This window comes from Enterococcus sp. C53 (genome assembly GCF_040887425.1).
Lineage (GTDB): Bacteria > Bacillota > Bacilli > Lactobacillales > Enterococcaceae > Enterococcus_B > Enterococcus_B hirae.
In genome coordinates this window covers 81,991-94,279 of record NZ_JBFOFT010000006.1, presented here as the reverse complement: position 1 = coordinate 94,279, position 12,289 = coordinate 81,991, and the positions used below count along the sequence as shown (strand labels likewise).

At 36.5% G+C, this 12,289-nt stretch carries 10 protein-coding genes; 7 read left to right on the top strand and 3 right to left on the bottom strand.

The window, feature by feature from the left end:
- The first annotated feature begins 41 nt into the window (after window positions 1-41).
- The 3 genes from AB3I42_RS09090 to rpsA all read left to right on the top strand — a co-directional run bounded on the left by AB3I42_RS09090 (window position 42) and on the right by rpsA (window position 2,748).
- Window positions 42-668, top strand: coding sequence for an SAG1386/EF1546 family surface-associated protein (locus AB3I42_RS09090; RefSeq protein WP_010719570.1), 627 nt, complete (start codon window positions 42-44; stop codon window positions 666-668).
- 45 nt (window positions 669-713) lie between these two features.
- The gene (gene cmk / locus AB3I42_RS09085) at window positions 714-1,391 is read left to right on the top strand and encodes a (d)CMP kinase (RefSeq protein ID WP_010719569.1); all 678 of its coding nucleotides are present in this window, start codon (window positions 714-716) and stop codon (window positions 1,389-1,391) included.
- Window positions 1,392-1,515: 124 nt separating this feature from the next.
- A complete protein-coding gene (gene rpsA, locus AB3I42_RS09080; RefSeq protein WP_081122878.1) occupies window positions 1,516-2,748 on the top strand; it encodes a 30S ribosomal protein S1 in 1,233 nt (410 codons plus the stop codon).
- A gap of 311 nt (window positions 2,749-3,059) precedes the next feature.
- Here rpsA and AB3I42_RS09075 read toward each other — a convergent pair whose 3' ends face one another.
- Window positions 3,060-3,932: an ROK family protein gene (locus AB3I42_RS09075; protein WP_010737353.1), complete on the bottom strand. Its 873-nt coding sequence runs from the start codon at window positions 3,930-3,932 to the stop codon at window positions 3,060-3,062.
- Between the two features lie 224 nt (window positions 3,933-4,156).
- Window positions 4,157-6,100 (bottom strand): sucrose-specific PTS transporter subunit IIBC, encoded by a 1,944-nt coding sequence (locus AB3I42_RS09070; protein ID WP_181914572.1) that lies wholly within the window; start codon window positions 6,098-6,100, stop codon window positions 4,157-4,159.
- A gap of 184 nt (window positions 6,101-6,284) precedes the next feature.
- Here AB3I42_RS09070 and AB3I42_RS09065 point away from each other — a divergent pair, with 184 nt between their 5' ends.
- The 4 genes from AB3I42_RS09065 to AB3I42_RS09050 all read left to right on the top strand — a co-directional run bounded on the left by AB3I42_RS09065 (window position 6,285) and on the right by AB3I42_RS09050 (window position 11,334).
- Window positions 6,285-7,724, top strand: coding sequence for a sucrose-6-phosphate hydrolase (locus tag AB3I42_RS09065; protein WP_010737355.1), 1,440 nt, complete (start codon window positions 6,285-6,287; stop codon window positions 7,722-7,724).
- 1 nt (window position 7,725) lies between these two features.
- Window positions 7,726-8,688, top strand: a complete 963-nt coding sequence (locus AB3I42_RS09060) for a LacI family DNA-binding transcriptional regulator (protein ID WP_010737356.1) — start codon at window positions 7,726-7,728, stop codon at window positions 8,686-8,688.
- An 815-nt stretch (window positions 8,689-9,503) separates the two neighbouring features.
- Entirely contained in the window at window positions 9,504-10,814 is a 1,311-nt protein-coding gene (gene der, locus AB3I42_RS09055) for a ribosome biogenesis GTPase Der (protein ID WP_010719563.1), read from the top strand.
- Between the two features lie 244 nt (window positions 10,815-11,058).
- Window positions 11,059-11,334 (top strand): HU family DNA-binding protein, encoded by a 276-nt coding sequence (locus tag AB3I42_RS09050; protein WP_002290178.1) that lies wholly within the window; start codon window positions 11,059-11,061, stop codon window positions 11,332-11,334.
- 230 nt (window positions 11,335-11,564) lie between these two features.
- Here the strand turns inward: AB3I42_RS09050 and AB3I42_RS09045 are convergent, their stop codons facing one another.
- Window positions 11,565-12,011, bottom strand: a complete 447-nt coding sequence (locus tag AB3I42_RS09045) for a tyrosine-type recombinase/integrase (RefSeq protein WP_368022448.1) — start codon at window positions 12,009-12,011, stop codon at window positions 11,565-11,567.
- Between the last annotated feature and the right edge of the window lie 278 nt (window positions 12,012-12,289).

The window sequence follows — 12,289 nt, the reverse complement described above, 5'->3', positions numbered from 1 at the left end:
TATGGTATAATATTCACGATAGAAATTAGGAGGTTAATAAGGTGAGCAGAAAAGATAGACATCATTCATCAGAAAATAATGAAACACAAGAGCCATGGGAACAACCGATTTATGACACTGAAGACGAAGTTTCTTCAAGAAGTTCTCAACGACAACAAAAGAAAGGCAACACGCTGTTTTTGTCTCTCTTCTTAGTATTATTAGTATTGTGTATTGCAATTCCAGCGGGAGCTTACTTCTGGATTAGAAATGGGTCTTCCAATGCTTCAAGTGCATCATCAACTACAACAACGTCTTCTGTAGTGGAAAGTACGACCTCATCAGAAGTATCATCAACAAAAGAATCAAGTACGGAGCCTGAAAGCACTACTCAGACAGAATCAGTAGTAGCAAGTACACCACAAAGTACTACTGTACCAGAGGAAACAACGCCTTCGACAACGTCTACTTACCAACAAGAAACACAACCAACTAGCACGGTAGAAGAAGCGACAACACCATCCTCTTCGGCTGCTGCAGATGGATCAACAGTGACTGTTCAACCAGGTGACGGACCTAAACAAGTAGCTGAACGTGCCGGGATCACTATTGATCAATTATTTGCATTAAATGGTTTAGATCCAAATAATTATATGATTTATCCTGGACAACAATTAAAAGTTAAATAATCTTAGCCGCGATCTGCGGCTTTTTTTTGAAAAGGGAGTTATAGCATGACACAAATCAGTATTGCAATAGATGGACCTGCTTCGTCAGGTAAAAGTACTGTTGCAAAAATTTTGGCAAAAGAATACAACTATATTTATACCGATACAGGCGCCATGTATCGTGCCATTACGTATCTAGCGATAAAACACCAAGTACCTTTTGGAGATGAAGAGCAACTCGTAAAGCTGATCCAAGCCTATCCAATCTCTTTTATCCAAGAGACAGACGGTCAACACGTTTTGGTGGCAGACCAAGATGTAACTACAGAAATTCGTCAGCCAGATGTGACCAAGGCAGTTTCTGAAGTTTCTGCTCATCAAAAAGTACGTGAAGCACTGGTTTCGATCCAACGTAAAATTGGTGAACATGGTGGGGTTGTAATGGACGGCCGAGATATTGGTACTTCTGTTTTACCTCAGGCAGAAGTGAAAATATTTTTAGTAGCAAGTGTAACAGAACGGGCACAAAGACGCTATAAAGAAAATATTGAAAAAGGGATACCAACAGAGTTGGAAACTCTTACGAAGGAAATCCAAGAGAGAGATCATTATGATTCTACAAGAAAAGTATCCCCTTTAAGACAAGCGGATGATGCCATTCGAATCGACACTACTGGAAAATCGATTACGGAAGTTGTCCAATCCATCAAAAAAGTGGTCACAGAAAAAGGCTATCTTTTGTAAAAAGGGAAAAACTCAGGATTTTTAGGGTAAACCAAACGAAATCGCTTTATTTTTTTTTAATAATCAATTAAACTAAAATTAGTACCGTTGTTACGGCAGAATGTTGGTTAGGAGGACAAATGTTATGACAGAATTTGAACAAAATCAAACAGAAAACAGTCAATCAATGGAAGATGCAATGAATAGCGTCCAAGAAGTAAACGTTGGAGACGTTGTATCCGGCGAAGTTTTAGTAATCGAAGATAAACAAGTTGTGGTAGGAATCGAAGGTGCCGGAGTTGAAGGCGTCGTTCCTGCTAAAGAATTGTCTACTTCACCTGTTGAAGATATCAACGAGGTAGTAAAAGTAGGAGATACTCTAGATCTTGTAGTTATCAGTACTATCGGAAAAGATAAAGAAAACGGTAGCTATTTGCTTTCAAAACGCCGTTTGGATGCCAAAAAAGTTTGGGAAGATATCGAAAAAGATTTCCAAGCAGGTAATATCATCGAAGCACCTGTGACGAATGTCGTAAAAGGCGGCTTAGTCGTTGATGTAGGTGTTCGTGGTTTTGTACCAGCTTCAATGGTGGAAGATCATTTTGTTGCTGATTTTTCAGAATACAAAGGTCAAACATTGGCGTTCAAGATCGTTGAGATCGAACCTTCAGAAAACCGTTTAATTCTTTCACACAAAGCAGTTGTGGAAACGGAAAAAGAAGAAAAGAAAAAAGAAATTCTGGCCAATATTCACGAGGGAGACGTTATCGACGGACGAGTAGCTCGTATTACTGATTTTGGTGCTTTCGTTGATTTAGGTGGAATTGATGGATTGGTCCATGTTTCTGAGATCTCACATAGCCATGTGGCGAAGCCTAGTGATGCTTTAGCAGTTGGGGATGAAGTAAAAGTAAAAGTTCTTTCGATTAATCCTGAACAAGAACGTGTTTCTCTTTCAATTAAAGACACGTTGCCTGGGCCTTGGACTGATATTGAAGAAAAAGCCACTGTTGGTTCAGTTTTAGATGGAAAAGTGAAACGTTTGACAAGCTTTGGTGCATTTGTAGAAGTATTCCCAGGGGTAGAAGGTCTGGTTCATATTTCTCAAATCTCCCACAAGCACATCGCTACACCTCATGAAGTACTTCATGAAGGGGATGAAGTGCAAGTAAAAGTTTTAGAAGTACATCCTGAAGAACATCGTATTGCCCTTAGCATCAAGGCTTTAGAAGAAAAACCAGCATCGGAAGAAGAACCAAAAGATGTTGAAACTTATGAATTACCAGAAGAAAATACTGGTTTCACAATGGGTGATCTTTTAGGTGATGCTTTGAAAGAAGAAGTCGAAGAAACGACTACTGATGATTCAGAAAAATAAAATTTTTGAGTGTTCATTTTAAAAAAACTGAAATGAGACAAAAAGATCAATCAATGTTTACAACATTGATTGATCTTTTTCTGTTATTATCATTAGAACTAGTTAAACTCACAAATCGAGTGAAAGATAAAACCAACTGCTGTGAGAAGGGCTAAGGAATACCTAATAAAGTACATCGTTTAGACCATACCAAATGGCTGTGCAAGTGCCATATTGTATTCACAATTGGAGATATTGGATAGATGATTTGCTTAAACTATTTATCAGAGCTGGAGATTTCTGTCAAACTACTATCAAAACTCTATCATTGTTTAATTAGAAGCTATTTTTTGGGCTAGCCCTAAACAACCGATAATTCCAGCTTGATCTCCTAATTTTGGAAAAACAATATATTCTTCTATTTTCGGATGAGCAACATAATTCTGATTAAGTTTTGAAAATTCACGATGAATTTTCTCTTGTAAGTGTACTTGTTTCATTACACCGCCACCTAGAATGATAATATCCGGTGAAAACATCATTGTAGTATTATGAATGCATTGGGCAATGTAAAAAGCTTCCATGTCCCAAAAAGGATGATCTTCCTTTAAATCTTGACCTTTAATTCCTATTCTCTTTTCGATAGCAGGTCCTGCTGCCATACCTTCTAAACAATTTTGATGATAAGGGCAGTTACCCTTAAAGTGATCGTCAGGGTGATTACGTACAATCATATGTCCCATTTCCGGATGACTGAATCCCTCGATAAATCTTCCATTTTGCAGTGCACCACCACCTATACCTGTGCCAACTGTATAATAAACAACTAATGAATGGCCTTGACCATGTCCAGCTATATATTCTCCATAAGCTGCAGCATTGACATCAGTTGTCCAATAAAAAGGAATTTTCTCAAAATTTCTTTTTAGATAACCAATAAAATCGAAATTTCTCCACGGTATTTTAGGTGTTGAGGTTATATATCCATATGTTTTCGATTCAGGATGGATATCAATAGGTCCGAAAGAACCAACAGCAATGCTGGACAATTCTGTTTCATATTTTTTGAAAAAAGAAACAACTTGTGGCATTGTCTCTCCTGGATTCAAAGTTTCAAAACTCACTCTCTCAATAACCTCTAATTGTGCATTACCAACTGCACAGACAAATTTTGTTCCTCCTGCTTCAATTGCACCGTATAGCATAAAACATTTCTCCTTATAGTTAAAGATGATTTCATGGGCAGTTATGCATTTAACCAATTTATTGTTCAGATTTTTAAAGAATTTAACTCGTTTATTTGTTATTTTCTTTTGAAAAATCGCTATTATTCCAGTTAATACATACATCAGATCGCGCATAGCCCTTTAAATTATCCGTTTATTGATGTTTTGGTTAGAAAGAATAATCAGTACTATTGACTATTCCATTAGTCAACTTCAAGTAAATCAGTAGTAGCGGTAACTGTTCCTTTAATAAGTGGTGTCACTTTTGAATAATCTGCGGTATTTGTCACAATAACCATTGTTGTATCATCAAGTCCTGCTTCTTTAATTAGCGTACGATCAAACGTTCCAAGGATATCTCCTTTTTTTACTTTTTGATTAGCAGTAACTTTTTGTATAAATCCTTTACCGCCCATCGATACGGTGTCAATACCAATATGAATCAGTATTTCAGCGCCATCATTCGATTTAAGACCGTAAGCATGTCCAGTCTCAAATGTAACTTGAATAGTACCGTCTACTGGAGAATAAACAGTGTCCCCAGTTGGTTTAATCGCAATACCTTTTCCCATAGTCTCTGAAGAAAATACTGGATCATTTACTGAATCAAGTCCAATCACTTCACCTGCAAGGGGACTAACGATTGTTTCTGAAGAATGATTTGTTTTAGTAGGTTCGCCAGAAGTAACTGTGGATTGTTGGGTGTTTTCTGAATGATTCGTCACTGTTTGATCCGTAAGAGCTTCTGCTGCAAAGATGCCTGAAGCTTTTGTTTTTCCATAAAAGTAAGTAATTGTAAAAGCAATCGCAAAGCTAATTAATTCACATAGTAAATAAAATGGGATAGAGGTTGCATTAATTGAAAGAAATCCAAGAAAACCTGCTGAACCAAGTGATACAGCAACTACTTTCAGTAGACCTGCTACTGCAGCGGCAACTCCGGAACCAATTAAAGCACAGAAAAACGGGAAACGATATTTTAAATTGACACCAAACAGAGCTGGTTCAGTAATTCCAAGAAGAGCTGATACTCCTGCAGAGGAAGCAAGACTTTTTGTTTTAGCATTTTTAGTCAAGAACCAGATAGCAAATGTTGCAGCACCTTGGGCAACGTTCGCCATAGAAGCAACTACAAATATAAAGTCTCCATGTCCAATACCATTAGTCCATGCTGAAAGTAACTGCGTTTCAATTGCAGGAAATGATTGATGAAGACCGGTCATAACGATTAACGAGTAAGTTCCACCAAAAATACCCATTCCAATAAATCCGGTTGCATTATATAGCCAAACGATCGCATCTGTAATCCCGTTAGAAAGCAATAACATGACAGGGCCGATGACTGTGAAGGTTAGAAAGCCGGTAATGATTACAGATAATAAGGGGGTAAATGTAAAGTCAACGGATGATGGAAGTTTTTTGTGAAAAAACTTTTCCAGTATTGATAATAGCCAAACAGCTGCTAACACAGGAATGACTTGATAAGCATAGTTAGTTTGTGAGACATGATAACCAAAAATATTCCAATATTCCATAGAACCACCAAGTTGTGGTGTTGTCATAATCATTCCAATTGCAGCACCAAGGAACTGGTTGGCTCCAAAACGTTTAGCAGCGGAAATACCAACTAGAATAGGCAAAAACATAAATGGTGCAGCGGACATCAGTTGGATCATTGAGGAAATACCTTCAATCGCAGGATACATTTCTTCAATTGATTTTGGTCCAAAAAGTCCAGCAGCTGTTAAAAAGTTTTGTAATGCCATTAATAAACCACCTGCAACAAGGGCAGGTATAATTGGAACAAAAATATCTGATAATAATTTAATTAATGCCATAATGGGGTTGAATTTTTTATCTTTACTAGCAATTTGTTTTAAATCATCTGTTGAAATTTCTGAAAGTCCAGTTTTTTTGATAAGTTCGTCATAAACGAAATTAACATCACCTGCACCTATAATCACTTGATATTGTCCATCAATTTTAAATGTGCCTTTCACATCTGGATTTTCGTCTAAAGCTTTTTGATTCACTTTCGTGTCATCTTTTAGTACGAGACGAAGACGTGTAGCGCAGTGTGCAGTTGCAATAAGGTTATCTTTTCCGACCGCTTGTATTACGTCGGAAGCTACTTTACTGTAATTCATTCGAATCACTCCTTTTTTATTTTTACGTGAAAACGGTTCACTGAAATGCAAATTTATTTTAGCATATCTTAAAAATATGTCAAACGTTTGTCATATAATTTATTTTTTTAAATGAAATGATTGATTTTTCAACGGAAAACGTTTACCATACTAGTTGTAAAAAGATAAATTGAAGGAGTAAAATATGAACTTACCTCGAGAAATACGATATCGTGCTTATTCTGATTGGACTAAAGATGAGATGGATAAAATTAAGGATAATGTAAAACGATCACCTTGGCGTGCTAGCTATCATATCGAACCTAAAACAGGATTGTTAAACGATCCTAATGGTTTTTCTTTTTTTAACGGAAAATATACGCTTTTTTATCAAAATTGGCCATTTGGAGCTGCTCATGGTTTGAAAGAATGGGTACACACTGAATCAGATGACTTAGTTCATTTTCATGTAACAGGAGCAGAACTTCTTCCAGACACAAAACGAGATAGCCACGGCGCTTATTCCGGTTCTGCATATGAAATAGAGGGGAATCTATTCTTACTCTATACAGGAAACGTTCGAAATGAAAATTGGGAACGTGATACACTTCAAATCGGAGCATGGATGGATAAAGACTACAACATTACGAAAGGTGAGAATGTTCTTATTCATCCACCTGCTGATGTAACTGATCATTTTCGTGATCCACAAATGTTTAATTATGAAGGACAATTGTATGCGATTGTTGGAGCACAAAATTTAGAAAAATCAGGCTTTATCAAACTTTACAAAGCGACTGACAATAACGTGGAAACATGGGAAGAAGTTGGCAACCTTGATTTTGGCGGCACTGGTTCAGAATACATGATTGAGTGTCCAAATCTGGTATTTGTAGACAAAAAACCTGTTCTCATTTATTGTCCTCAAGGGTTGGATAAATCTGAGCTTAATTATGGAAATATCTACCCAAATACTTTTAAGATCTGTCAATCGCTTGACATAGAAAAAGTAAAACTTGTGGGCACTTCAGAAATTCAAAATCTTGATTATGGATTTGAAGCGTATGCGACTCAAGGATTCAATACTCCTGATGGTCGTGCTCTGATTGTCAGTTGGATTGGACTACCTGATATCGATTATCCAACTGATAAGTATGATTATCAGGGAGCAATGAGTCTTGTAAAAGAACTTTCAATAAAAGATGGTAAACTTTACCAATATCCAGTAGAAGCTATTACATCATTACGTGCTAGTTCTGAACAATTTACAGCAAAAGCAGAAACAAATAATACTTATGAGCTTGAACTAACGTTTCCTCCAAATCAGAAATCGGAGTTACTTCTTTTCTCTGATAGTAAAGGAAATGGACTTAGCTTGATTGTAGATACCAAAGAAGGAAAAATTATTTTAGATCGCAGTAAAGCAGGCATTCAATATGCCACTGACTTTGGTACGATTCGTGAATGCTCAATTGATACTAAAGAAACAATTGCTAACATTTTTGTAGACAATTCAATCATTGAGATTTTTATTAATAAAGGAGAAAAAGTATTTACTAGTCGCGTATTCCCTGAGAAACACCAAAATGGTATTCAACTTAAATCAGGTGAACCGACTGGAAAATACTTTGAATTAAAATATTAATATGGTAGCAAAATTATCTGATGTCGCTGAACTAGCTGGAGTTAGCCCAACTACCGTTTCACGTGTCATTAACAATAAGGGATATCTATCGGAAAAAACAAAACAAAAAGTTCATGAAGCTATGAAAACTCTTGGTTACAAACCTAATAATCTAGCACGTGGACTTCAAGGAAAGTCACCCCAACTTATTGGGCTTATTTTTCCTAATATCAGTAATATCTTTTACTCTGAACTGATTGAGTATCTGGAAATCGAATTATTCAAACATGGCTATAAAACAATTATTTGCAATAGTCAGAACGATCCTGCTAAAGAGCGGGAATATATTGAAATGCTTGAAGCGAATCAAGTTGATGGGATTATCTCATCTAGTCATAATCTTGGAATTGCTGATTATGAGCGTGTGGGAGCACCTATTGTCGCTTTTGATAGAAACTTAGCTCCCAATGTTTCCATTGTTTCTTCAGACAACTTTGAAGGTGGAAAACTGGCTGCTAAAACGTTACAAAAAAATGGTTGTCAAAATAGTATTATGATTACAGGAAATGACAATACGGATTCTCCAACAGGGTTACGTGCGCTTGGTTTTTCTTTTCAAAATCCAAATGGCAAAGTTTTCAAAATTCCTAATAATCTCTCTACGATTCGTCGAGAAATGGAAATCAAGTCGACGATCCTAAGTCACAAACCAGATGGTATTTTTGTTTCTGATGATCTAACAGCCATTCTTACTATGAAAATTGCTCATCAGCTTAAACTTAATATCCCAGAAGATCTAAAAATTATTGGCTATGATGGAACATCTTTTGTTGAGAAATTTTTCCCACAATTGACCACAATCAGACAACCAATTGATGAAATCGCAAGTCTGATTGTTGATGTTCTTCTGAAAAAAATGAAGAATGAAAAGACAAGCAAGGATTACATTTTGCCAATCTCGTTACTTCCCGGAGGGAGCATTTAACGTCAAATTCTTTTCTTGATGTTTATCACATTCGTTCAAAAAAATTTGGAGCTGATCGCTTCTTTCACGACCTTATCCACATGGTTCAAGAAGTTGCTTTAACAAAAAATTGCTGAAGAATACCAAAAATAGGAGGAACTATTTTTGGATTCTTCGGCTTATTTCTCATAGCTAGATATGGCATAAACTTTCCGGTTGTAGATTAATGAAATATGCATGTCCAGTTTTACAGGCTATTTAAAAGAAAAAGGACGTTAATAATTTCTGGTAAACATGAAAATATTAATTTGAGTTTGAAAATCAACATTTTTGGGCATCAGGCTATATTGTAGGCACAGTGGGACTAATGAAGTGACCATAAGAAAATACAGGCTAGAATAAGGAATTAGGATATTGCGCTAGATAAACTGAGAGTTTGAGAATATGAAGATCGTTGAAAGAATGAGAGTGAAGAAAAGAGCTTTCACATATCATGAAACAATAAAAAGAGTAGAAAATGAAAACGAGAGAAACAATTTATGCTATAATCAAATGTCACTGATCGATTTTAAGTTCAGTAGTGTGTGAATATTTAGGCTAACGCTCATCTAGCGGTTCTGAATATGGTTTTTAGGGTTATTGAAACAATGAAGTTCCTTAACCAAAGAAACAAGAATAAAAGGTGGTTTCCTAGGGTTCAATATTCACTTTGATGTTTTATGAAAAAAAGTTGTCCAATGAATAAATACTTGCGTAATTTTAGCGAACAATGCTTGAAAGTTCGCAAAGCTTTCGTTACACTAAGTAAGATTGGAAACTTGTGAGGAGGAAAAAATATGGCAAATCCAACAATTGCAATCGTTGGCCGCCCGAACGTCGGTAAGTCTACGATTTTTAACCGCATCGCTGGCGAGCGTATCTCGATTGTCGAAGATACTCCAGGAGTAACTCGCGATCGTATTTATGCTAAAGGCGAATGGTTAGGTCGAGAATTCAGTGTGATCGATACAGGTGGGATTGATTTAGGTGACGAACCATTCATGGATCAAATCAAGCATCAAGCAGAAATCGCGATTGAAGAAGCAGATGTCATCATCTGTGTTGTCAGCGGACGTGAAGGAGTCACCGATGCAGATGAAGTAGTAGCAAAAATTTTATACCGCAGTAATAAACCTGTGATTTTAGCAGTTAACAAAGTGGATAATCCCGAAATGCGAAACGATATTTACGAATTTTATTCATTAGGATTGGGTGATCCATATCCAGTGTCAGGGAGTCACGGTTTAGGGATCGGCGACGTATTAGATGAAGCAATTAAACACTTTTCAAATGATGGGGAAGAAGAAGAGGATGATACGATCAAATTTAGTTTGATCGGCCGCCCAAATGTTGGGAAATCTTCATTGATTAATGCGATTCTAGGAGAAGAACGAGTGATCGTTTCGGATATAGAAGGAACGACTAGAGATGCTATCGATACTCACTTTGTATCTGATAACGGTCAGAAATTTTTAATGATCGATACTGCTGGAATGCGTAAACGTGGAAAAGTATATGAAAATACCGAAAAATACAGTGTGATGCGTGCGATGCGTGCTATTGACCGTTCCGACATCGTTTTGATGGTTTTGAATGCTGAAGAAGGAATCCGTGAGCAAGACAAACGGGTAGCTGGATACGCTCATGAAGCAGGACGTGGTGTGATCATCGTGGTAAACAAATGGGATCTTGTCAAAAAAGAAACCAATACGATGCGTGATTTTGAGCAAGAAATTCGTGAAGAATTTCGTTATTTAGATTACGCGCCAATCGTCTTCGTATCAGCAGTCACAAAACAACGTTTAGAACGTTTACCTGAAATGATCGAAGAAGTAAGTATGAATCAAAACTTGCGTGTGCCGTCTGCTGTCTTGAATGATATCATCATGGATGCAGTAGCAATCAACCCGACTCCAACAGATAAAGGGAAGCGGTTGAAGATTTTCTATGCTACGCAAGTGGCTGTAAAACCACCAACCTTCGTCGTTTTTGTTAACGAAGAAGAGTTGATGCATTTTTCTTATGAACGTTTCTTAGAAAATCAAATTCGTAAAGCATTTACTTTCGAAGGAACTTCGATCCGAATCATTCCAAGAAGACGAAAATAGGCATTTTACCACATCGGCAGATTTTTTTCAAAAAAAATAGGTGGTTTTGTTTATTACGTTTTTATGACTAAAAAAAGCACGTGAAAAATGGTAAAAACCTTGCTATTAAGCGGTTTATATGATATCGTGATAACAGAATATTGAACTAGATCAATATTTCTTTTAAACTTCTGGACCACTCAGAATGTTTTTAACTAAACTGATGTTTTACATCATATCTCTTGTGGAGGAGGTGAATCTATCCATGGCAAACAAAGCAGAATTAATCGAAAAAGTTGCTTCAGCTACTGACTTAACTAAAAAAGATGCAACTGCAGCAGTCGATGCTGTATTTTCAACTATTCAAGATGCTTTAGCTAACGGCGAAAAAGTTCAATTAATCGGTTTTGGTAACTTTGAAGTTCGCGAACGTGCTGCACGTAAAGGACGTAATCCACAAACTGGTGAAGAAATCGAAATCCCAGCTAGCAAAGTACCTGCATTCAAACCAGGTAAAGCATTAAAAGACGCTGTTAAATAATACGGCTGAATAAACGCCTGTGGCTCTAGAGCTACAGGCGTTTTTCTTAAGTCGAAATATGAAAAAGGGGCAGAAAAGGGGCAATAATAATCAGAGCCCATCTTTTTCTAAGTCCTCTAAAATGTTAACTCGCATTCTCTATGTAACGTGAGTGTAAATTTGATTTGTGATTTTAGAGTCTTCATGTCCAACTCTATCCATGATTGCTTTTAACGGCTATCCTTTTTCTGTCAACCACGAAACGTGCGTATGGCGAAAAATATGAGATGATAAATTTTATGCGCTAAATCAACACGTTCATCAGCTCTTTTCAAAGCTAGATTGAAAGAATTGTTTTGTACAGGAACCCCGTTCTTCGTTACAAATAGATAGTTGAGATTTTCGAACTTGTCGTTTTCCATAGAATCCCAAGTTACTTCTTCAATTGTCCGTTTAACCAAACAAAGAGTTCTATTTGTTATATCAAGATTTCTGTATGATGCGTTTGTTTTAACAGATCCCTTGATCCCTCTTCGATATTCTTCAGAACGATCAATTGATCCGTTTACGAAAGCTTGACTATTTTCAAAATCAAAATCTTTCGCTTGTATTTCTATTGCTTCTCCGATGTGTGTGCCCGTCAAAAACATAAATTCAGCAAATCGACCTAAACGATACGTTGAAGGTTTTCGATACAATTCTTTTATCAATTTCTCAGCAATAAGCGATGATTTTCTAAAATAGGAGAAGCTATTTCAAAAAATCTTTTCTCATTGTCATCGAAGCTCCCGATGCTTGCAAAACCTCTGATTTACGCTCTTTTCACAACTTTGCTTTAAACAATAATAAAAAAATCTGAGGCAGAATACGGTTCATTCTGTCCCAGATTTTTAATACAAAACTTCTCAGTCATTATTGACGAAAAGCTATTTTTTCAAACTATCTTAATGAATAAGATAGTCGTTATTTTTACAAC

Excerpts from the sequence above, each read along its gene's own strand:
- cmk (WP_010719569.1), top strand. The coding sequence starts at position 714 with ATGACACAAATCAGTATTGCAATAGATGGACCTGCTTCGTCAGGTAAA.
- rpsA (WP_081122878.1), top strand. The coding sequence starts at position 1,516 with ATGACAGAATTTGAACAAAATCAAACAGAAAACAGTCAATCAATGGAA.
- AB3I42_RS09075 (WP_010737353.1), bottom strand. The coding sequence starts at position 3,932 with ATGCTATACGGTGCAATTGAAGCAGGAGGAACAAAATTTGTCTGTGCA.
- AB3I42_RS09070 (WP_181914572.1), bottom strand. The coding sequence starts at position 6,100 with ATGAATTACAGTAAAGTAGCTTCCGACGTAATACAAGCGGTCGGAAAA.
- AB3I42_RS09065 (WP_010737355.1), top strand. The coding sequence starts at position 6,285 with ATGAACTTACCTCGAGAAATACGATATCGTGCTTATTCTGATTGGACT.
- AB3I42_RS09060 (WP_010737356.1), top strand. The coding sequence starts at position 7,726 with ATGGTAGCAAAATTATCTGATGTCGCTGAACTAGCTGGAGTTAGCCCA.
- der (WP_010719563.1), top strand. The coding sequence starts at position 9,504 with ATGGCAAATCCAACAATTGCAATCGTTGGCCGCCCGAACGTCGGTAAG.
- AB3I42_RS09050 (WP_002290178.1), top strand. The coding sequence starts at position 11,059 with ATGGCAAACAAAGCAGAATTAATCGAAAAAGTTGCTTCAGCTACTGAC.